Source organism: Saprospira grandis (genome assembly GCF_027594745.1).
Taxonomy (GTDB): Bacteria; Bacteroidota; Bacteroidia; order Chitinophagales; family Saprospiraceae; genus Saprospira; species Saprospira grandis.
Map to the genome: position 1 here is coordinate 1,011,206 of NZ_CP110854.1, position 21,590 is coordinate 1,032,795.

14 protein-coding genes are annotated in these 21,590 nt (G+C 47.1%); 5 read left to right on the plus strand and 9 right to left on the minus strand.

Annotation, left to right across the window (positions count from 1 at the left end):
• Positions 1 to 272: 272 nt before the first annotated feature.
• The 4 genes from OP864_RS03860 to OP864_RS03875 form a co-directional block, all read right to left on the minus strand.
• Positions 273 to 827, minus strand: a complete 555-nt coding sequence (locus OP864_RS03860) for a hypothetical protein (protein WP_270099982.1) — start codon at positions 825 to 827, stop codon at positions 273 to 275.
• A gap of 4 nt (positions 828 to 831) precedes the next feature.
• Entirely contained in the window at positions 832 to 1,815 is a 984-nt protein-coding gene (gene fbp, locus OP864_RS03865) for a class 1 fructose-bisphosphatase (RefSeq protein ID WP_270099983.1), read from the minus strand.
• Positions 1,816 to 1,909: 94 nt separating this feature from the next.
• Entirely contained in the window at positions 1,910 to 2,485 is a 576-nt protein-coding gene (locus tag OP864_RS03870; RefSeq protein ID WP_270099984.1) for a UbiX family flavin prenyltransferase, read from the minus strand.
• Between the two features lie 83 nt (positions 2,486 to 2,568).
• Complete coding sequence (locus tag OP864_RS03875) at positions 2,569 to 3,489, minus strand: M23 family metallopeptidase (protein WP_270099985.1); 921 nt, start codon at positions 3,487 to 3,489, stop codon at positions 2,569 to 2,571.
• 643 nt (positions 3,490 to 4,132) lie between these two features.
• On the opposite strand from OP864_RS03875, the gene porW reads away from it, so the two are divergent.
• The 3 genes from porW (at position 4,133) to OP864_RS03890 (ending at position 10,251) form a co-directional block, all read left to right on the plus strand.
• A complete protein-coding gene (gene porW, locus OP864_RS03880) occupies positions 4,133 to 6,910 on the plus strand; it encodes a type IX secretion system periplasmic lipoprotein PorW/SprE (protein ID WP_270099986.1) in 2,778 nt (925 codons plus the stop codon).
• A 216-nt stretch (positions 6,911 to 7,126) separates the two neighbouring features.
• On the plus strand, positions 7,127 to 9,352 hold the full coding sequence (locus OP864_RS03885; protein ID WP_270099987.1) for a sensor histidine kinase: 2,226 nt from the start codon (positions 7,127 to 7,129) through the stop codon (positions 9,350 to 9,352).
• A gap of 38 nt (positions 9,353 to 9,390) precedes the next feature.
• The gene (locus OP864_RS03890) at positions 9,391 to 10,251 is read left to right on the plus strand and encodes a response regulator (RefSeq protein ID WP_270099988.1); all 861 of its coding nucleotides are present in this window, start codon (positions 9,391 to 9,393) and stop codon (positions 10,249 to 10,251) included.
• 361 nt (positions 10,252 to 10,612) lie between these two features.
• Here the strand turns inward: OP864_RS03890 and OP864_RS03895 are convergent, their stop codons facing one another.
• From OP864_RS03895 to OP864_RS03915, 5 genes are all read right to left on the minus strand, one after another.
• Positions 10,613 to 12,265: a T9SS type A sorting domain-containing protein gene (locus OP864_RS03895; RefSeq protein WP_270099989.1), complete on the minus strand. Its 1,653-nt coding sequence runs from the start codon at positions 12,263 to 12,265 to the stop codon at positions 10,613 to 10,615.
• Positions 12,237 to 12,689, minus strand: a complete 453-nt coding sequence (locus OP864_RS03900; protein WP_270099990.1) for a hypothetical protein — start codon at positions 12,687 to 12,689, stop codon at positions 12,237 to 12,239. The genes OP864_RS03895 and OP864_RS03900 overlap by 29 nt, the downstream gene beginning before the upstream one ends.
• A 333-nt stretch (positions 12,690 to 13,022) precedes the next feature.
• Positions 13,023 to 16,271 carry a T9SS type A sorting domain-containing protein gene (locus OP864_RS03905; RefSeq protein ID WP_270099991.1) on the minus strand — a complete coding sequence of 1,083 codons (3,249 nt, stop codon included), beginning with the start codon at positions 16,269 to 16,271 and terminating at the stop codon, positions 13,023 to 13,025.
• A 210-nt stretch (positions 16,272 to 16,481) separates the two neighbouring features.
• Positions 16,482 to 17,534, minus strand: coding sequence for a peptidoglycan-binding domain-containing protein (locus OP864_RS03910; protein WP_270099992.1), 1,053 nt, complete (start codon positions 17,532 to 17,534; stop codon positions 16,482 to 16,484).
• 129 nt (positions 17,535 to 17,663) lie between these two features.
• Positions 17,664 to 18,761: a glycosyltransferase family 4 protein gene (locus OP864_RS03915; RefSeq protein ID WP_270099993.1), complete on the minus strand. Its 1,098-nt coding sequence runs from the start codon at positions 18,759 to 18,761 to the stop codon at positions 17,664 to 17,666.
• A gap of 401 nt (positions 18,762 to 19,162) precedes the next feature.
• Here OP864_RS03915 and OP864_RS03920 point away from each other — a divergent pair, with 401 nt between their 5' ends.
• Complete coding sequence (locus tag OP864_RS03920; RefSeq protein ID WP_270099994.1) at positions 19,163 to 19,903, plus strand: S24 family peptidase; 741 nt, start codon at positions 19,163 to 19,165, stop codon at positions 19,901 to 19,903.
• Between the two features lie 1,094 nt (positions 19,904 to 20,997).
• Positions 20,998 to 21,579 (plus strand): RNA polymerase sigma factor, encoded by a 582-nt coding sequence (locus tag OP864_RS03925; protein WP_270099995.1) that lies wholly within the window; start codon positions 20,998 to 21,000, stop codon positions 21,577 to 21,579.
• The last annotated feature ends 11 nt before the right edge of the window (positions 21,580 to 21,590 follow it).

A 21,590-nucleotide genomic window follows, 5' to 3' on the forward strand; every position in this document is an offset into this window, starting at 1 on the left:
CATTTTTTATCTTATGCTGTTTAAAACGGAGACGGGGCAATTGGCCTAGCGATGTGCAGCAGTGCGGCGAAGCCGCAGACCCAGGCGGCGAAGCCGCCGCAGGGCCGAGCAGACCTGCGAGCTGCGAAACGTAGCGCCTGCCGTAGGCAGGAGGCCCCAAAACAGCAGCGAGCTGCGGAACGACAACAAGGACTTTAGTCCGCAGTTCGACGACCGAAGGGAGTAACCGCCGACGACCGAAGGGAGGCGGAGGCCCCAAAACAGCAGACTTCTTATCTACGTCGGCTAGGTCCTTTTGGGAGCATTTCCTCGGCTAATTGCAGGCCAATTTCTTCTACAAAGCAGGCGATTTCCTTTTGGCTATTATAGAGTCCCCAGAGGCTAGTATTTGGGCTTAGCGGGGCGCTTGTACTATTTTTGGGCCAGAAAAAGCGGGCTGTTTTTCCATTAGATAGTTGTAATTCTATTTCGTATTGTTTGGACAGGCTGCCCCAATTCCATTTTTCCTTTTGGCTGAGGAGCTGAGCGAGCATAAGTTCGCCATCGGCTAGGCAGCTACTACGATTTTGCAAAACCTTATTTCCCTGAAAAAGGAAATAGAAAGCGCCCAGCTCAAAAAGCAGCATAAAGGCAGTCATCAGGGCAAAAGAAGGCAATGCTTGCAGGGCAAAAAGGAGGACAAAAAGCAGCAGGGGAAACAGCAAAAGGCTAATTCCGATAATATAATAGCCTCTGAGTCCATGACTAAGTGGCAACTGTTTTTTGATCCGTTCTAGATTGCGGCCACTTCCTGGATCTAGGGCCAAAGTGGGAAAAGACTGACTCATAAGCTTAGAAATTGGGCAATAGCTCCATTTTTTCAGACAGGCGTTCCACCAAGCCTTTAGAGCCGATATAAACTGGCGTACGTTGGTGCAACTGCTTAATTTCCAGCTCCATAATTCTTTCTTGGCCATTGGTAGCGGCTCCACCGGCCTGTTCAATCACAAAAGCCATGGGGTTGCACTCATAGAGCAGGCGCAATTTTCCGGAGCTAGAGCTTGGGCTACTTGGGTACATAAAAATGCCTCCTTTGATGAGGGTGCGGTGCACATCGGCCACCATAGAGCCCGTATAGCGGAAGCGCATATCCTCTTCCACGCAATCATCGATAAAGCGGCGGACCCCTTCGGGGAAGGTTTTATAGCGGCTTTGATTGACTGAATAATTCTTGCTTTCGGGAATCTTGATATCGGGATGCGAGAGGCAAAACTCTCCGATAGAAGGATCGAGGGTAAAGCCGTTGACGCCTTGGCCGGTTGTATAAACCAGCATGGTAGAGGAGCCATAGAGCACATAACCAGCCGCCACTTGTTCGGCCCCATCTTGCAAGAAATCTTCTAGGGTACAGGGACCATCTAGAGAATTGCGGCGATAGATGGCAAAAATGGTCCCAATAGAAACATTTACATCAATATTAGAAGAGCCATCGAGGGGATCAAAGGCCACCACATATTTGGCCTTTTTGCAATTCTCAAAAGCCACAAAGCTCTCTTGCTCCTCGGAGGCGATGCCGCAGCATTCTCCGCTATTTTGCAAACAGGCCTGCAGAATTTCGTCGGCTAGAATATCTAATTTTTGGACCGTTTCTCCAGAGGCGTTTTCTACGCCTGCCAAGCCAATAATATCGGCTAAGCCTGCCTTATTGACCTCTCGGCTAATAATTTTGCAAGCTAGGCAAATATCTCTTAACAAGCCAGAGAGTTCGCCAGTGGCATAAGGAAGGTCTTGTTGCTTGCGGATGATAAACTCGTCTACAGTGATGAGCTGTTTCATGAAAGTGAAATTAGATAGACAAAAAAATTAGGGATACGCCCGCAAATATAAGATGATTTTTAGGAATGCTTGAGGCCCCAAAGGATTTTATCGGCTAGTCCGCAGATTCTCCCCAACGATAGCTATCATTTAACTGAAAACCGGCCAAATCTAGGGCCCGATCAATCACGGTGGCGGCTAGTTCCTCAAAGGTTTTGGGTTTGGAGTAAAAAGAGGGAACGGCTGGACAAATAATGGCGCCCGCCTCTGTCAATCGCTGCATATTTTGCAGATGAATGAGGCTAAGGGGCGTTTCTCGGCTGAGCAAAATCAGTTTGCGCCGCTCTTTGAGGATGACATCGGCGGCGCGGCTGCTGAGATCGTCGGAAATGCCCGCAGCAACTCGGCCCAAAAAGCCCATGGAGCAGGGACAAACAATCATACTGTTATATTGGGCCGAGCCCGAAGCAAAAGGTGCCATAAAATCCCTTTTGTCGTAAAAATCAAAGGGGTAGTTTTTATAGTCTTGGTTCTCTAGCTCTAGCTCCCAATTATACTTGGCGTTATCGCTCATGACCACCCCCACTTTTTCCCATTGGGCTTGCAAAAGCAGCAAGCGATCAAATAATACTTTGGCGTAGATAGAGCCGCTGGCCCCAGCCACCGCAATGACGAGTTTATGTTTTTGCATAGCTTTTTTTAGGGAAACAAGTTTTTGGGGCGGGGGTTGAGGGAAAGGGATAAAAAAAGCCGCCAATTGGCGGCTTGGGGAGTCTAAAACTCAATATAATTCTGTGCATCAATCGGCTGCCCATTATACCAGAGCTCAAAGTGCAGATGTGGCCCCGAGCTCATCTCTCCAGAGTTGCCAATAATGGCCACGGCTTCTCCTGCCTTTACCCGATCTCCCGTTTTTTTGAGGCGGGCCGAATTGTGTTTGTACCAAGAAATCAGGTTGTTGCTATGCTGCACCCCAATCATATGACCCGTATCGGCAGACCAGCTCGACATGATGACCGTGCCCGCCCGAACAGCCTGTACTACCGAGCCTTTGGGCGCCACCACCAAATCGGTCCCATAATGCGCCCGAGAAGGAGCAAAACTATCCGAAACAACACCTTTTACAGGTGGCACAAAGCTTTCTTTATCTAGACGGTCCTCATCTTCCAAAAAGACACTTTGAATCAAAGAACCTAGTTCTCGCTCCATTTCTGCACTTTCCACCACCGATTTGGTGGCATCAGATTGCTCGGGCACGCCTTGAACCGAAGCTTTTTGGCCTGTTTCGGTGCTTCCGCCCGATTTAGGCTTTTCAACATCTTTTTCATACTCAAATTCCGCATTAGCCAGCTGCTTAATGCTTTCGGTCTGGGCCTGATTATTTTCCATATCCATTTTCAGGCTATCCATTTGCAACAACAACTGCTTGAGCTCCTTCCGAACTCCAGAGTCCGCTATATTATTATTGCCCGAAGACATCAAATAATTGAGTGGAGAAAAACGAATCACCAAAACGGTCAGCAAAATAATCCCCAGCGTAATACTACTTGAAACCAGGGCCACATTCAGAGGGCTCAGGCGCCAACTTTTCTCCTCTACATAGGTCTGTTCATTGACCACCACCAGTTTATGATGTGCAGAGATCCAGGGAATTAGTGGTTTTTTCTTCTTTTTATGATTTGGCGTAGCGCTCATAAAGCTCTTGATCTAGATTTTGGGATGCTTGGGGCCCTCTTTAAGGAAAGGGCTCAGAAATGGCGAAAATACGAACAAAGCCCTTATTTTTGTAGGCCTTAGGGCTTTTTTCGGTTCAAGGGATCAATTCTTCTGTTTTTTTGGGGCCTCCTGCCTGCGGCAGGCGCTACGTTTCGGGGCTCGCAGGTCTGCTCGGCCCTGCGCGGGCTTCGCCCGCTGGCTCTGGCGCTTCGCGCCACCCCTCCACATCGCTAGGCCGATCAAAAACTCCCTTTGGTCCTTGAAAGGCAGCCTTTGGCTGCCCAAAAGCTCGCTTTGCTCGCCCTGCAAACTGCTTTTTTGCTCCTAAACCAACAGAAAAAGCCTTTTTTTACGTTTCTAAATTAGGCCCCTTTTGTTTGGACCAATAAATAGAGCCAGACGGTCCTTAGTCTTTGGCCTAGCGATGGTAGGCAGTGCGGCGCAGCCGCAGACCTAGGCGGCTTTGCCGCCGCAGGGCCGAGCAGACCTGCGAGCTGCCGGACGACAACAAGCCCTTTAGGGTGCAGTTCGACGACCAAAGGGAGTAACCGCAGCAAGCGCAGCGCAGCTGAGGCCCCAAAATAAATCATTCTACAGATAGCAATTCACTAGCAAATACCTTATGCGACCATTAAAATTTATTTGGCTGAGCATCAGCCTACTGTTTCTTTTAGCCGCTTGTAAGACCAAAGATGGCGCCACCACAGGGCTGGGCAAGGCCTACCATAATGTAACTGGCCGCTACAATGCCTATTATAATGCAGGCCTCTTGGTCGATGAAAGTTTTAAGAGCTTGAATCAGGCACATCGAGACAACTACAATCAGTTGCTGGCCCTTTATCCCTATGCCGCAGCAGAATCGGGGCAGGCGGTTTCTCCAGCCTTAGATAATGCCATTAAGAAATGCGCCATCAATATTGAGCTACACCGCCCTAGCCATTGGGTAGATGATAGCTATTTTTTGATTGGGCAGTCAGAGTTTTTGAAGCAAGAATATGAGAAATCTGCGGAGACCTTTAAGTACATTGTAGACAAATACAATCCCGATAAGTCTCTATCTGCCATGACGCCTGATGAGCGCAAAGCTTATAAGAAAAAAGAGAGGGCAAAAAAGAAGAAAAAGAAAAAGCGGAGAAAAAAACGTCGTCGGAAGAAGCGCAGAAAAAAGCGCTCGAAGAAGAAAAAGAGCAGTAAAAAGACAGAGAAAAAAGCTGCGGAGGAAGAAGATATTAGTGAGTTAGACCCTCCCTCCTATTTCCTCAAGCATCCGCCAGTACGTTATGAGGCCATGCTTTGGTTGGCCAAAAGTTATGTAGAATTGGGCCGTCATGATGAGGCCGGGACCTACCTTCGTTTGTTATTGGAAGACGGTCGGGTGCGCCGCAAAATCAAGGCTGAGGCCCATGCCGTTTTGGCCCATAGTTGGTTGATGCGCAAAGAATACGAAAAGGCGATTCTAGACTTGGAACAAGCCATAGAACTAACCAGAGGCAAGCGAAAAAAGAACCGCTATGTCTATGTTTTGGCGCAGCTTTATGAGCAGCAGGGGCAAAGTAAACTGGCCATGGATACCTATAAGCGGGTGCTTCGGTTGCGCCCCAAATATGAGATGGAATTTAATGCTCGTTTGAAAAGAGCGACCAATGCCGCTTCGGTAGAAGACCGAAAATTCAATCCAGAATACGCCCTTAAGCGTATGCTGAGAGAAGGCAAAAATGCCGAATACAAGGACCAGATTTACTTTGCTTTGGCCCAGGTACAATTTAGAGCTGGCAGTGAAGAAAATGGTATCTTGGCTTTAAAGCAAGCTATGGCCAACAGTCCAGAAGGTAGTTTCCAAAGAGCAGAAGCTGCCTATATGTTGGCAGAACTATACTACAAGCGCAAGGAATATATTCCAGCCTACAACTACTACGACACCACCAGCAGAAGCATGCAAAAGGCCGATGAACGTCTGGCCGCAGTAACTGCCCGAACGCAGCAGCTTAAGGACTTGGCGACTAATATGCAAACCTATGAGCTCAAAGATAGCTTATTGATGGTGAGCAATTGGCCCTATGAAAAGCAGCGGGAATGGGTGCAGCAAGAGCGTAAAGAAGAACTAGAAGCAGCCAATGCCAGCCAGGACAAAAAACCTGTGGCGGGGCCTTCCGTCATCAATGCCAATAAAATGGCAAAATCTAATTTTGCGCTTTACAATGCCAGCCAGCTCAAGCGTGGTGAGCGCGACTTTAAGAAGCGTTGGGGAGATCGTCCTTGGGCCGACAACTGGCGGCGCAGCAGTGGCGATGGCTTTGATACAGAAGGGCCAGATTTTGCTAGCAATGAGTTGCCGCCCGTTACTGAGCAAGATGTGAGTAATTTCCTCAAAAAATCGGGCGTCCCTGCAGATGAGGCCAGCAAAAAGGCCGCAGAAAAAGAGCTCAGAGATGCCCTATTTATGGTGGCGACCCTTTACTATGAGCGTTTGGGAGAAAATCAGTTGTCGCTTAATAAATTTAAGGAGCTGCAGGAGCGTTTTCCAGGACATCCTAGAGAACTAGAGGCCTTATTTAGCATGTACAACATTGCGGGTGCAACTGGCCAAACGGCCCTAGCAGCAGAATGTAAGCGGCGGATTTTGGACCAATATGCCGATTCCGATATTGCCAAATCATTGCAAGACCCCAATTTCCTCAATGCCAAAGAGAAAGAACTCAAGGCCATCAATGCAGACTATGAGCGGATTTATGCCATGATTCGGGCAGGAAAATCAGAAGCGGCCTATGCTGATCTAGAAAAAGTGGCTAAAAAATATGGGGCCAATAATCCCCTAAAAGCTCGTTTTGCCTTATTGGGCGCCATTTGCCAAGGCGGTATGCAGGGACAAAAGGCCTATGTACAAGCCCTGCGAGCAGTGGTCACTAGCTTTCCCAATACAGATGAAGAGAAAAAGGCCAAAGAAATGATTGCCATTTTGACCGGAGAAGAGGTTAAAGGCAGCGGAAAGAAGCCCATTGCTGCTGGAGAAACCGATGAAGAGCTCAACAAAATCTTTGAGAATGATTTGGCTCAGGGCCACTACATCCTCATTAGTTTTGACAATCCCTCGGCCAAGGTCAATAGCTTTAAGGGAGCAATAAGCAACTACAATAAAAAATATTATAGCCTGCTTCGTTTGAATGTATCGAGCCTGATGTTGGACGGCAAATTTCCCACCCTTATTGTTCGTAAGTTCAAAACGGGTAAAGAGGCCCAAGAATACTATAAAACCGTAGAAGGAAACAAAGAGTTTTTGGGCGAAGATGCACCAGCGCATCAGGTCTATTTTATTGGTCAGAATAACTACCGCACCATTTTGCAAAAGCGCAATTTTGCCGATTACAAGCGCTTTTTTGCGCAAACCTATCAGAATAACTAGAAGTCTTCTAGTTAAGGATAAAAAAGCTTGTCGAACGAATCGACAAGCTTTTTTTTGTGCCAAAAATGGCAACATCTAGACAACTAAAACTAGCGTAATTGGCCAAAACGCTAGACCCTTTACATTTTTTATGATAAGTAGTATTTTAGTCTACATTCCATATAAATCAGCGAATAGCTAAAGATTGATTAAATTGGCTAGCTCAAGCCTTATCCTATGAAAAAGTATTTACTCTTTATTTATTTACTAGCGCTCCCCTACTTTGGGTATAGCCAACAAGCTACTCTAGACAGTTTAAGGACCATAAAAGCTGAACAGCTCTCTACGGAAGCTAGATACAGCTACTACAAAGAACTGGGCCGACAGGCGGAGAAGCTCAGACAATTTGAGGAAGCCTTTTCGGCTTATGAGCAAGGAGAGCATTTAGCTAAAAAAAAGGAAAACTGGAGTGAGCTGGTCGGCTTTATCTCTTTAAGGGGACAACTACTTTTGGACCGAGAGCAGCTATTGGCCGCCATGCAAGCCTTTGAGGAAGCCATTAGCTTGATGCGGGATAAAGTCAGTCAGGAAGAAATCAACAACTACATTTACATTGACATTGGCAACCTCTACTACAAGCGGGGCTATGGAGAAGAGGCCCAAAAGTACTATCAGTATGCTTTGGCAGGTTTTGAGCGGCAAAAAGATGTGAGTGGAATCAGCTTAGCTTATCGGAATTTGGCCTTAATCTATAAGCGTCTAAAGATGGCTGACTCCATGTTTGCGGTTTTAGACAAATCGGCTCCCTATATACAAGAGGACCAACTACTGGAACAATTTAATCTTTTGACCTACTACGGTTTTGCTCATCATTTAGAAAAAGCCTATGGTAAGGCCGTAGATTATGCAAAACGGGCTTTAGTTTTGGCCCAAGAGCGTGCTGCGCAACTCGGTCCACAAATTGGTTTGGCCCATTTGAACCTAGCCGTTTATTTAGAGCGAGACAGCAACTACCTAGCTTCGGTAGCACATTATGACAGTGCCTTAGTTTATCTTCCGATTAAAGACTTTATTCTGATCAATAAAGCTAGTGCTTTATTGCGGGCAGAAAAGACAAGTAGCGCCATGCAGATTATTCAGCGCTTAGATCAGGAAGAGCGTTTGCAGGCCATGCAAGAAAATGAGAGACGTAAGGCTTGGGAAGTTTTCATACGAGCCTATGAAGCCAACAAGCAGCCTCAGCAAGCTCTGTTTTATGCTAAAGTTTATAATCAGTACCTTCAGGACAGGAAGCAGGCGCCCAACATGCTTCGGGAGTTAGAAATTGGGCAGGCGGCCATTAGCTTAAAAAAGGATATAGAGTTGCGAGAGCAGGAAGCCGAGCTGCGTTATGAGCAGGCATTAAGAGAAGAAAAAGAGGCGTATAATCGGCTGTATTTATCAGCTTTAGTGGCCTTGTTGCTTTTATTATCTTTCTTATTTTGGCTCTATAAGCAATTGGCCAAAAACAGGAGTTTGCTTAGGGAGAGCTATGCGCAGTTGCAGCAATACAGCAAAAACCAAGATCAGCTCTATGCTATTTTGGCCCATGACCTGCGGCGGCCCTTTGGGCAGCTATTGCAGGCTAACCAAAGTTTGGCCCAGGCGGTGGTGGGCAGCCGTTGGCAAAAATGGGGGCAGCAGGCGGAAGAATCGGCCCAGAACCTCTACTATCTTTTTGAGGAACTTCTAGCTTGGATCAAGCAGCAACAGGGGGGAATTCGGCCACAGCTACAGCTCCACAAATGGGAGCAATTGCAAGCTGACCTTTTGGCCCCACTTCAGTTGCAGCTGGCCGACAAGCAAATCAGCTTAGTGGTCCAAGCGCCTCCTCAGGCCGAAATTTATACCGATGCTTACCTTTTGCAAACCATCTTGCGCAACCTGATGAGCAATGCCATCCGCTTTAGTCCAGAAAAAGGCCAAATTCATTTAAGATTGCAAGCAAAAGAAAATGGCTTTTGCTTAGCCATCCAAGATAAGGGCGAGGGATTGAGTGAGCAAGCTTTGGAACAACTCTTTGAGCAGCAATTGAGTGGAAACAACGGCTTGGGCTTATCTTTGGTCCAGGGTTTTGTGCAGCTTTTGGATGGAAAAATTAGTGCGGAGAACCAAAATGGGCTCTTGATTTCCATCTTTTTGCCCCAAGAAGAAATGGGGACTTTTGCGGCCCAGCAGAGCAAGCAGCAACAATTTGGGCAGGCCCCTTCGATGCAGCAACTAACCGCTGCTCCTGAGCTTCTCCAGGAGTTGGAGGCGCTCAATGCCTATGAAGTGGGTCGACTTTACCAACTTCGGCAAGAGCAGGCTGCAGATGGCCCCATTTATCAGGCCCTAAACAGATTGTTGCAGTTGCAGTATCAGGCTAAAACCGCCGACTTTGAGACCGAAAAGCAGCAGTTAATTGCTAGATTAGTGGCTTAGGCTATTTTTCCCCTCATCAAATCAGAACATCATCTAAAATGTATAAAATTCTCCTCGTAGACGATCAGCCACAATATATTGAGCAGGTATTACAGGCCCTGCATCCTCGGGCACAAGATTACCAACTCCTTTTTGCCAACAATGGGCAAAGAGCTTTGGACCTTTTAAAAGAACTAGCCGTAGATCTCATTTTATTGGATTGGGATATGCCCGTACTCAATGGATTAGAAACCCTAAAGGTTTTAAAATCAACAGAGGGGCTGATGGATATTCCAGTAATTATGCATACTGGGGTGCATACGGCCAGCAAAGACCTACAACAGGCATTTGAATTGGGCGCCATAGATTTTCTGCGCAAACCGGTAGATGCGACAGAACTGTTGGCCCGTTTGGAAAATGTTTTGAGTCGACAGGCCTATATGCAAGAAACCCTTAGACTAGAGAGTGAAAAAGCAGATTTATGCTTGGAGTTAAAGCAAAAAGAGCTCTTGCTTTATGCGATCTGGCTAGAAGAAAAGAATGGGTTTTTGAAAAAATTTGAGCGGGAGTTGGGCGAATTTGTGCAAGAGCAAGCCCATGCAGAAGTTCGGAAGCGGGGACAGCTCCTTCTTCGTCAGTTACAACAAGAGATACAGGCCAAGAGCCAATGGGAGGGACTAAGAAATAAGGTCAATAAAACCTATGAGGATTTTTTGCGGCAGTTTGAGGAGAAGCATCCACAGCTTTCTGTTGGGGACCTGAAGTTGGCGGCCTTGATTCGGGTGAAGTCGCCCAACCAAGAGATTGCGGATAGTTTGCATATTGCGCTAGACTCGGTGAGTAAGAAGAAGCTGCGTTTGCGGAACAAGCTGGGGTTTTCCTCTTCTGCAGATTTGGAGCAGTACATTCTTGATTTTTAGCCCAAGCGCCCCCCTGAGGGATTCCTTAGGGAATCCCGAGGAGGGGTGGGTGGGCGGGGACCTATTGACGGATGAGGAGCGAAGCGACGAATGCCGCTTTTGGGGAGGACTGGCGGCCGAAGATGGATCTGTTGAGCTAGGCCAGTTGTTGAGCGGCCCAGCGCTGCGGCGGGGTGGCCGGCAGGCCAGACCGAGTTTTTGAGCGCAGCGAAAAAACGAAGGGCCGAGCGAATAGCGAGCCCCAAAGCATAGCGGCGGCCAGCGAAGCTGGCCGCGGGCCCCAAGAAAAACAAAAAACCACTCCCTAAAATAGGAAGTGGTTCGATAAAGCACCTGAGAGGTGGCTATCAGCTATAATTTATTACTGTTTGACCACAGTAAGCTGAATTTGTTCATTGGCTTGTTGGAGCTGCAAAATGTAGGTTCCTGCGGGTAAATCGGCCATAGAAAGGCTAGCTAAGCGGCCGCCCATTTGCTCTTCTTGCAAAACTAACTGGCCCATCAAATTGTAGAGACGAAGCTGTAGGGGCTGCTGCTCTAAATCAGAGAGATCAATATAGACCTCATTATGGCTTGGATTGGGGTAAACCTTTAGTTGGCTCCAGCTATAGCTAGTTCCGCCCGCGCCAAAAAGGGCAAGGCTGTCGCCAGGGCAAAGCTGGTTGGGATTAGACAAACTCAAGTCAGGAGCAATACTTACTGCAGGTAGTGCAAAAACATCTACAAAAATACTGGCCGTATTCTCGCAGCCATTAGCATCGGTGGCTGTTACGGTATAACTTTGAGCTGATTGAGGCGTAAAAGATTGACCATCTACTACCCCATTGTCCCAACTATAACTACTCGCTCCGCTAGCGCTGAGGATCATGCTTTCTCCAAAGCAAATGCCATTATTGGCTGGCCCATGTAGCTGAACTTGAGGTAAGCTATTCACCACAATAGTTGTTGTGGCCGTATCGCGGCAACCATTGGCATCGGTACCAATAACCGTATAATCATCGGTGCTGTCTGGCGCAAAGTTTTGCCCATTGGCCAAGCCCTGCGGCCAGCTGTAAGTCAAAGAAGTAGGCGCCTGAATCTGTACAGAGTCTCCAGCACAAATTGCAGAAGCAGAAGGCTGCAAACTGACATTAGGCAGACTGTAAACGCTTAGCCATAGACTATCGCTAGCGCTACAGTTGCTGCTGTTATCTGTAGCCACCACCGTATAATAAGCCGATTGAGCAGGCTGAAAAGGCTGTGCATTTTGTACGCTATTGTTCCAAAGGTAACTGTCTGCCCCAGAAGCCGTCAAACTAACCGACTCCCCCAGACAAACTGCCGTATCAGAGGCAGCTAACTGAATAGTTGGAGCCGCATTAATTGTAATCTGAATACTGTCCACATCCTTACAGCCCAAAGCATCGGTAGCCGTTACCTTATAATAAGCCGACTGGCTAGGCACAAATGCCATCCCATTGCTCTGCCCAGAACTCCACTGATAACTACTCACTACATCAAAACTGCGACATTCTGCCTCTAAAATCAAACTATCCCCAGCACAAAGCGCTGTGGCCGAGCTGTTGATCTGAACAATCTGAAGCGGGTTATTCGTAAAGTGTATAACTACTTGATTAGACATCTGCCCTCTATATCTTGGCGCTCCATCTACCCAAACCGCAGTGCTGTCTGCATTCTCAAATTGACTATTAGCCAAGGGGGTAGTCGGCGAAATATCATGTACAGAATTCCCCTGCCCCTCTTCAAAGTTGTAAAAGTAAGCCAAATCCGTATCTGTAGAGTCTGTTCCATTGGCCATATCATCCTGAATCTCGGCCAAACTCAACGGGCGAGACCAAAAACTGAGCTCGTCTATACCCACTCCTAAATGTCCCTGACGACTGCCGTTTACCCAACCATGTCCAATAAAACAAGTATCCAAACCCGTCTCTAAGGCCGGAATTACCTTGCTCGCATCCAAAATCCCATCAATGTAAATATTCACTTCATTGGTGAAAGGTATTGATATACCCAAAATTAGGCCCTGTTGGAGTAATCTTTATCCAGCCCATCAAACTAAAATCTCCAGAACTAATGTCAGGATTTGGGTGGATCTCGATCGCATCATCCATCTCATCCAACTCTACGCCTATGCCCGGCGCTACCGCATCTACATAAAAACTGTCCGTCCGATAAGGAAAAACCGTAAACTGTATGGCAGACCCTGTTCCCTGTACCGGCCCATCCATCACCGCATCATTGGTCGCAGAACGCAAATAATAAGCGGTCTTTATCTGAGAATTGGCCAAAGTAACCGTAACCGACTGACCCGATCCACATGCAACACTGTCACTAGCCGTAATCACATAAGGAGTAATCGGCGCCCCGCCTATCTGTTGGCTCCAAGCTACGCTCCCCCCCAAAAGGAAAAGGAGCAGTGGGTAAAAATAATTTTTCATAGCTAATCTATTTTGATGAAATAACAACGTACTTCAAGTACCCTACAAAGAAGCCACATAAACCACACATCCTCCTCATTTTCAACTAGACCCCAAGCGGACCACAAAGAGACATCCAGCGGACATGCCTGTTTTTTTAGCTGTTTTTTTGGGGCCTCCGCTGCGGCCTAAAGGCCTTGCGGCGCTACGTTTCGCAGCTCGCTGTTCGCTCGGCCCTTCGGCGGCTTCGCCGCCTCGGTCTGGCCTGCGGCCACTGCTGCACATCGCTAGGCCAAATAAAAAGAGACTACTGGCCTTGGCCAGTAGTCTCGCGCATAGCTAGTTGTTGTCCAACTATTTTATGATGACTCGCTTGCTGATTTGCTCATTCAATCGAAGCAAATACATGCCCGCAGCTAGATTCGGGATATGCAACTGCAATTGCTGCTCTCCCCCCATTTTCTGATCAAAGATTTTACGCCCCAAGCCATCAAAAAGCTCCAAACGATAAATCCCCGCACTAAACTGCAAGTTAAACTGCCCATTATTTGGATTGGGAAATAACTGCAAGTCTGCCAAAGCTAAATGCTCTACCGATACAGGCGGCTCGTTCACGGTAGCGGTCGTGATCAACTCACAACCATTGCCGTCCGTAATGGTCAAAGTATAATTTCCAGCCGAAAGATTAGTCAAGCTGTCGCCAGAGGTCCCATTGGGCCAACTATACTGATAAGGTGGCGTTCCACCAGTCAAATTAGCCGCTCCAATACTCCCGTTCTCACAAGCAAAACAAGGCGCATCAATTATAGTGAGGTTCACCACCAAAGGATCTGGCGAATAGACTTCAATAGAAGCCGTGTCCGTACAACCCTCAAAGTCGGTTACCGTCACCTGATAGTTGCCCGCAGCCAAATTACTTACTGTATCAAAGCCAATACCCGTTACGCCATTAGACCAACTAGAAGCATAACTAGAGTCTTGCCAGCCCCCAGAGGTAGCCAAATAGAGTACGCCATCACTGCTGTTATGACAGCTTGTTCCCGAAGCACTAAGCAAAACAGCAACCAAATCACTACCCGGCTGTCTAATCTCGGCAAGGTTTACCTGAGGACATCCATTGGCATCGGTCACCGTTACATAATAACTTCCTGCCGCTAGATTGTTCACTGCAGAGTCTGCAGTTGCACTAGCATCATCCCAAAGGTAGCTGTAGGGCGGAGTTCCACCATAAGCAGAAGCAAGCGCACTACCATCGCTGTCATTTCTACAAGTTACATGATCCACACTGATATTCGTACCATAAAAAGGTGGATGGCTGATGCCTACGCTATCCATGTTTTCACAGCCATTGGCATCGGTTACTGTGACCATATAGCTAAGTGGAGCTAGGTTGTTTACAGCTGCTGTAGTCTCTCCATTAGACCAAAGAAAACTGTAGCCCGCAGTTCCACCACTAGCCGATACAACGGCCTGCCCATCCTGACTGCTAAAACAGCTGGTCATTGTAGCCGTAAAACTCAATTCAATGCTGTCTGGCTGAAGCACACTATCCTGAACCACCAACTCACAAGCCTGGGCATCAGTAATGGTCAAGCTATATACACCAGCTGCTAGGTTGCTCACATTGGCCGTAGCCGCAGAAGAAGACCAAGCAAAACTATAAGGAGCAGTGCCCCCAAAAGCTTGAGCCGCCAAAGATCCATCAGTAGCCCCAAAACAACTCGCCATCTGGCTGCTCGTCAAGGCCGAAACAGCCGAGTCTGGCTCCGAAATATAGAGACTGTCAAAAGCCTGACAACCATTATCATCCGTTAAGGTCAACATATAGCTGCCCGCACTCAAATTTGTCGCAGTAGCCGTCGTCTGATTATCCGACCAAAGATAATTAAATGGAGCCGTACCCCCTTCTACTACCGTAGCCGCAATGCTACCATCTGCCCCAGCTTTACAAGATACATCCGTCAACTGATAGTCTAAAACCATCCGACAATTTACATATTTGGCAATAGCTGATGTCGTCTGAGGCGCTGTACTGCTCAAACTAAATGTATTTGGCCCTAAATCAAAATCATTGGTAGGAAAGGCTGGAATAGAAGATACATACGATCCTGCAAACAAAATGACATCCTCAGAAGCTGCGTAAAATTGACCAAATGGATTAGCCAACACATGATGAAATAGGAGTTGCCCTAAGCTGTCATAACGCGCAACAACAACACCATAGGTACCAAAACCAGGCGTTACCTGTGTCGAAAAGGTATCGCTAATCGCCAAATCCATGCTGTTCTCAAAACTATAACCAATATAGGATCCCCCCTGATGGTCCTTGACCATGTATTCTAAAAATCCATTGTGCTCCTTACCAAAACGAAAACTCGCATCATGCCGATAAGCTACCGTAAAGTATTGTAACCCATTGGGCGCATTGCCTACACTTACATTAAAGGTATCAGTGCCCACTAAACCAAAGGCTACTCCAGCCTGTGTCTGCCCATTAATCTCTCCACTCAATATAAGCCCCTCTGCTGTAGCCAAAGCCCCTCTAAAACGAGCCGTAGCAACAGAAGGATCCAATTGAGGCATCATCTTCACCCAATCTAAAGTCTTTGCAGGACTGTAACGAGCCAAAAAGTTAGCATAGTCATAGGCCGGATAAAGATGGGCCGTGTCACTAGATGGATCAAAATCTGGACTAGACGGAAAGGTCGGACGACCATCTACCGTTCCCGCCAAATAAATCTTAGACTCATGAATGGCTAAGGCCGCAATCTCTGCCCCATCATTCTCTAAACTAAAAGCCCACTGAAATTGCCCCGAAGGATTCAACTTGGCCAAATAACCATAGTTCTCAGTGGTCGCACTCACGGGCGGAAATGTACTGCCCGGCGTAAATGGAGCCGAGTATAAATCTGTTCCAGCCCCCGGATCCAAATCAATGTCCCCAAAAAAGTTTCCAGCAACATAGACATCACCAAATTCATCAAAGGCAATGCCTCTAATTCCTAATAAGGTACTGCCCGCAGCAGAAGGCGCCTGAATGTATTCCGGATACAAATGCCCCCAAGCTAAACTCCCATCTGTATTGTACTTGACCAAAAATGAAGTCTCATTAAAAGCCCCCCGATTCGCATCCTCATACAAAGCATAACCCTCTAGGTTCTGTACAGCCGCCGTCGGATCAATGTCTACCGTGTCACTCAAGCCTCCAGCTAGATAAATCTCCCCAACTGCAGATACCTGAAATATAATAGGAGAATATAAGGTAGCCGTTAAGGGCGTGTTGATCGCCCAAATTAACACCCCCTGATCATCATACTTCGCCAAATAGCCCTCCTGTAAAGAAGGGTTGACCTGACCCGTAGCCAAAAACTGACTGTTATACACAATGGCCGTTCCCGAACTAGGATCGGCATCTAAGGAGTCAATCACAGCCCCATAAACATAAATGTTTCCACTGCTATCAGTCATTATTTTACTAGCCCCATTAGAGCCGCCTCCGCCTATATCATAGGCCCAATCTAACTTTAAATCCTGTGCCCACAGACTCGAAGAAAATAAACTTACTGCCAATAATAAAAGACAGTGTAGTGATCTCTTAATCATAGTAATCATTTTAAGGTATAGCTGATAATTTTATCTTGTTTTAAGCCCCCTAAGGACTTACCACAAATTTATTGCAGCCTCTTGCTTAAAACGAATCTGAACAAGGACGACAGCCGGACCACAACCGGACATCAGCCGGACAGCCCCCTAAACCAACAAAAGCCCCAGCCAATCTTGGCTGGGGCTTTTGTCTTTACTTTAAGTCCCGATTTATCCAGTAACCTTAAAGGTAAATTCTACATGGTCTACGGGCTCATTCATTTCTCCTTTCTTAATGATCCGACGAACACCAGAACCCGATACCGGCACTAACTCCGCTACCTTGTTCGCAAATACAGAACGATTCCCATTGGGTACCACATCCAAAGCCTGATTACTCAAGTGCTTACTCGATACCCGCCCTCTGTTCTGATCTCTTTTCTGCCACCAATCAGCAAAGGCCTGAATGTTTCCGCTGTACTTACGGCAAGCATCCAGTACATCTTGACCATACCAACGAGCAACAGTCTTCGCTCCACGGTTGGGCAAGGTCTGCGTCATCGTAATCCGAGCCTGATCATGATAGGTTCTAATCGTTGAAGTCACTGTTGCTCCAGTCATTCCACAAGCCGCCAAAATACTCTTGAGCAACTTCTCCGCTCTGCTATTCATCTTCACCGCCTTCGAGCCATAGCTTAAACTAACATTGCCCGCATTGGGGTGGCTAAAGTCTTGGCCCGAAACGCCCCCCTCTTCACTACTGTCTGTAGCCGAGGAGCTATCCGAACTACTGCTGCTGTCATCCGAACTTGCAGAAGCCGCACCATTAAGCGCCTGCCAACTCTGCCCTCCAGGATCAATCCGCCCATCAGCCCAACCAAAGGCCGCCTGCTGAAAAGCTTTGATCTCCCCAATAGTGCCCGGCCCAATCAATCCATCTACAGTCAAATTATGCCCCTTGGCCTTCAATAATTCCTGAACCAACTGCACATCGGCCTTATCATTGGTTCCACCACGGCCCACAGAGGCCTTTATCGTTTTCTGATTACTCTCTAGTTCCGCAGGAGGAGCCCCAGCTTCTTCATCTTCACCTGCCTCCGCCTGTGCTGCATCAATTTTGTCCTCCAACAAATCTCCCAAGCTGTTAATCAAGCCCTCAATTTTATCCAATTGATCTTGCTCCTCTTGGTCAATTTTACCATCGGCCAAAAATAATTCCTTTAAGGTGGTCAACTGAGCATTGTACTGCCCAATAAGCCCCTGAATCTTACCTAAATCTGCCATAAAAGCTATTCTTTAGTTGTTTTGTAATTGTCTTACTGAAAGATACAGAAATCAAGAGCAAAAAACCAATTAGACGCTTAACTTTTCAGCCAGATTTTACAAGCCCTAAACAACTCAGTCCCCCCTTCCCTACTTTTTCTTGGCCACTAATTCATCAAAAAAGGCCAAATAACGCTCTTTTTGGGCCACTACAGCATACTCTTCCAACACCCTTTGGCGACCCGCCCGGCCCAGCTCCGCCCGCAATTCAGGCGATTCAATCAAAGCCGAAAGCTGCGCAAACCACTCCTCCTCATTATGCGCCAAATAACCATTGACACCCTGCTCTATAATCTCAGTGTTCACCCCCACCGCCGACATCACCGCAGGCAAACCCAAAGCCATATATTGCAAGCCCTTCAACCCACATTTCCCCTTGGTCCACTCATCAGTCGGCAAAGGCATCAAACCAATATCCAACTCCACCAATTGCTCAATCTCATCCGCCTCGGTCCAAGCTACCCCCCGAATATCCAACTCTGGCAAACTATAATTGGCATCTCCAATCAACTTAAAGTAAATCTTATCGCCATACTTCTCCTTCAAACGACGCAAAACCGGCAATAACTGCTCAAAGTACTGTACCGTAGAAAAACTCCCCGTCCAACCAATACAAACCGCCGCATCCGCCGCCTTAGCCGGCTTAAATTTAGGATGATGCCGCTGCTCATCCACAGTCGTCGGCAATACCTTTACACAATCATTATATTGCCTCGCATAATCCGCCAAATAACGATTCCCCGCAAATACCATATCCGCCAAGGCAATTAACTCCGCCGTCTTATTCGCATTTTTCAAAAACCCCAAGGCCTTATTATTTGCCGATACATTTTGTAACCATATAGAATCGTCAAAGTCAAAAACCAAGGGCGCCCGCTTGGCAAAACGACGCTCAAAAAAAGAAGTCCCCAACATAAAGGCCTCCCGCTGCACATAAATCACATCAAATTGCTTGGCCCAAGCCCCAGAAGCCCGCCAAAGCCGCCAAACACTCTTCAACAATACTTTCATTTTGCCCAAATACTGCCCCGCTCCATAAAAAACAGGATCATCCTCCGCCTCAATCAAATAACATAGCTCATACTCATAACCATGCTCCTCCAAAAAATCTAAATACTGCTCATACCGAAAACGCTGTGAAGGCGAACGATTTGGCCGATGTAAAGCCACAAAAAGAATCCGTTTCATACTATTTTTTAGCCTATTGTTTTTTGGGGCTGCCCCCTCAGTTCCTTCGGGGTCGGGCTGTTTCGCAGCTCGCTATTCGCTCGGCCCTGCGGGCTTTTTCGCTTCGCTCCAAAAGCCCTAGGTCTGCCGCTTCGCGCCACTGCTGTCCATCCCTCAGCCGGCTCGCTTCGCTCGCCCCTGCCGCAGAATAAAAGCAGCGCCTTTAAGGCCCCGCCCAAAAGTAAGACTTAATCAATTCATTTAATAATAGTGGCTTAGGATTCCAAATCTTATCTCCAACAAAATACAACTTCCTGTTTTTATTTGCAAAAATATATGCAACTATTTGTTTTTAAACAGATTTGTTTTAGATTTGTAGGGCAAGGGGACTTGTTCCTCCTCTGCTCGCCAAATGATCCAATATGAAAAATCAAAAAAAGGAGAAGCGTTTAGCCATGAATCGTCGTTTCATCAAGGCCTTTAAAGCCTTAGAGGAAAAAGGAGATATTGTCCCCAATAGCCACGATAAAGGAATGACCAAACTCTCTTTGCTCTTTTGGGACAAAAAAGGAAACGGACATCTGGTCCGCGCATTTCTCAACCCCAATAGCAACCGCTCTATCGATTTTGATAAAGCCAGCCGCTTTTGCGAAGAATTTGGCGTCAATAAGGATTATCTGCTCCAAGGCAAAGGCCCTATGTTTGGCGAGGAAGATGCTCCCGCCTTCGCCAACGGAGAATTAGCCTCCGATTATGGATACGGCTCCCAAATTCTATATTCTAGCCAAGCCGCTTTTGCTAGCTCGGCCCTAGGCATAGATTCTTATGAAGAAGGACAGTATTTTAGCCTGCCCGGCCTCTCTCAAGGCGATTATGTCGCCTTTACTATTAGTGGAGACTCTATGCAACCCACCCTTAGTAATGGAGATCTGGTGATCTGTCGCCCCCTAGAAGGTATCGAAAGAGTGCAGGAAAATGAAGTCTACGCCATCGTCAGTAGCCATGGTGTCCAAGTTAAACGTATCCAAAAGGTGTTTAACAAAAATCGCCTAACTCATCTCAAACTTATTTCTGATAACTACCTAGAACATGATCCCTTTATGGTGGAGGTCGCAGAAGTACGAAAAATTATGAAGGTGGACCGAAAAGTAACCGCCCTCTAAACTCTCCCTGCCCACTTTTCCAAAATACAGCTTACAAATAATTGATCCCCCCCGCCCCTTAGCCCTAGCTAAGGGGCTTTTTTATTCTCGACTTAGAGCCGTTCTAGCCCTTGCTTTCCCCCTTTTTATCTTCCTATCCCCTTCTTTAGTCTTTGACTTTACTCATTTATTGTAGCCATGCAGTAGCTCTACTCCTCTAATACAGTAATTTACTGTTCGAATGCAGTAGCTCTACTCCTCTAATACAGTAACTTACTGTTCGGATGCAGTAGTTGTACTGCTCGCATGCGGTCCTTTACTGTATACTAGTGCTGGTCAAAGTCCTTTATATAGGTTCTGGAAGTCCATGGTATAGGTTGTAGGACCCCAAATAGACCTCCCTAGACCTATCCGATAAGGTCTATAGACCTACCTCATGCAGTATAGAAACCTATCCAATACAGTTCAGTACCTACCTCATGCAGTATAAGAACCTACCCAATACAGTTCAAAACCTACCCAATACAGTTCAAAACCTACCTCATACAGTATAAGAACCTACCCAATACAGTTCAGCACCTACCTCATACAGTATAGGAACCTACCCGATGCAGTTCAGCACCTACCTCATACAGTATAGGAACCTACCCGATGCAGTTCAGCACCTACCTCATGCAGTATAGGAACCTACCCGATGCAGTTCAGCACCTACCTCATACAGTATAAGAACGTACCTCAATAGAACTTTGCCAATAATCGCCTAGGGACAAGCCCCTAGGCAGCAAAAGAGGAAACACAAAATATTGAACAGTCTCCAGTTTTAAACCGTCTCGCATTTTGCATCTAGAGGCGGCGAAGCCGCCGGCTGAGGGGCTGTAGCAGGGCCGCCAAAGGCGGCAGACCCAGGCGGCGAAGCCGCCGCAGGGCCGAGCAGACCTGCGAGCTGCGCAATGGCCCGACCCGAGCGAAGCGAGTGGGCAGCCCCAAAAAATAATCCTCCCAAAAAGCCAAGCTAGGCAGCAAAGACCCTATCTTCAACGTATTAGAAACAACTGGGAAAAGCTATCCCAACCGAGAGAATGCACCCCATTTCCCTCCACTGATAATTATCTGCTATGGATTTTTCCTTAAATATATCATCTAAAAAAGAGCGCGAGCGGACCGCCAAAGAGCAAGAAGCACAGCTCATCCAAGCCTGCTTAGAAGAAAAGCGTTGGGCCCAAAAAGAACTCTACGAGCGCTTTTATGGGCGCATGCTAGGGGTCTGTCTGCGCTATTCTAATAATAGTGAAGATGCCCGCGACATCCTCAATGAAGGCTATATCAAAGTATTCCGTTATCTGCATCGCTACAAAGTAGGGACCTCCCTAGATGCTTGGATCAGACGGATTATGATTAACACCTCTATTGACTTTTACCGCAAGGCGATTCGCCACCGCAGTGAAGATATAGAGACGGCCCAACATAAAATTTCTGAAGATGCCGATGCCATTAGTCGCTATTCGGCCAAAGAAATTATGGCAGTGATCCAAAAACTGCCGCCCTCCTATCGGGCCGTATTTAATCTATATGCCATAGAAGGCTACTCGCATCGAGAAGTGGCCCAACAATTAGGGATTACCGAAAGTACCTCCCGCTCCAATTTAGTGAAGGCCCGAGCCAAACTAAGAGAGTACATTAAACAATTATATCACTAAGCGTTAGAGCT

Coding starts and splice junctions, on each gene's coding strand:
- porW (WP_270099986.1), top strand. CDS start 4,133: ATGCGACCATTAAAATTTATTTGGCTGAGCATCAGCCTACTGTTTCTT.
- OP864_RS03920 (WP_270099994.1), top strand. CDS start 19,163: ATGAAAAATCAAAAAAAGGAGAAGCGTTTAGCCATGAATCGTCGTTTC.
- OP864_RS03905 (WP_270099991.1), bottom strand. CDS start 16,271: ATGATTAAGAGATCACTACACTGTCTTTTATTATTGGCAGTAAGTTTA.
- OP864_RS03870 (WP_270099984.1), bottom strand. CDS start 2,485: ATGCAAAAACATAAACTCGTCATTGCGGTGGCTGGGGCCAGCGGCTCT.
- OP864_RS03910 (WP_270099992.1), bottom strand. CDS start 17,534: ATGGCAGATTTAGGTAAGATTCAGGGGCTTATTGGGCAGTACAATGCT.
- OP864_RS03915 (WP_270099993.1), bottom strand. CDS start 18,761: ATGAAACGGATTCTTTTTGTGGCTTTACATCGGCCAAATCGTTCGCCT.
- OP864_RS03885 (WP_270099987.1), top strand. CDS start 7,127: ATGAAAAAGTATTTACTCTTTATTTATTTACTAGCGCTCCCCTACTTT.
- OP864_RS03900 (WP_270099990.1), bottom strand. CDS start 12,689: ATGAAAAATTATTTTTACCCACTGCTCCTTTTCCTTTTGGGGGGGAGC.
- OP864_RS03925 (WP_270099995.1), top strand. CDS start 20,998: ATGGATTTTTCCTTAAATATATCATCTAAAAAAGAGCGCGAGCGGACC.
- fbp (WP_270099983.1), bottom strand. CDS start 1,815: ATGAAACAGCTCATCACTGTAGACGAGTTTATCATCCGCAAGCAACAA.
- OP864_RS03890 (WP_270099988.1), top strand. CDS start 9,391: ATGTATAAAATTCTCCTCGTAGACGATCAGCCACAATATATTGAGCAG.
- OP864_RS03860 (WP_270099982.1), bottom strand. CDS start 827: ATGAGTCAGTCTTTTCCCACTTTGGCCCTAGATCCAGGAAGTGGCCGC.
- OP864_RS03875 (WP_270099985.1), bottom strand. CDS start 3,489: ATGAGCGCTACGCCAAATCATAAAAAGAAGAAAAAACCACTAATTCCC.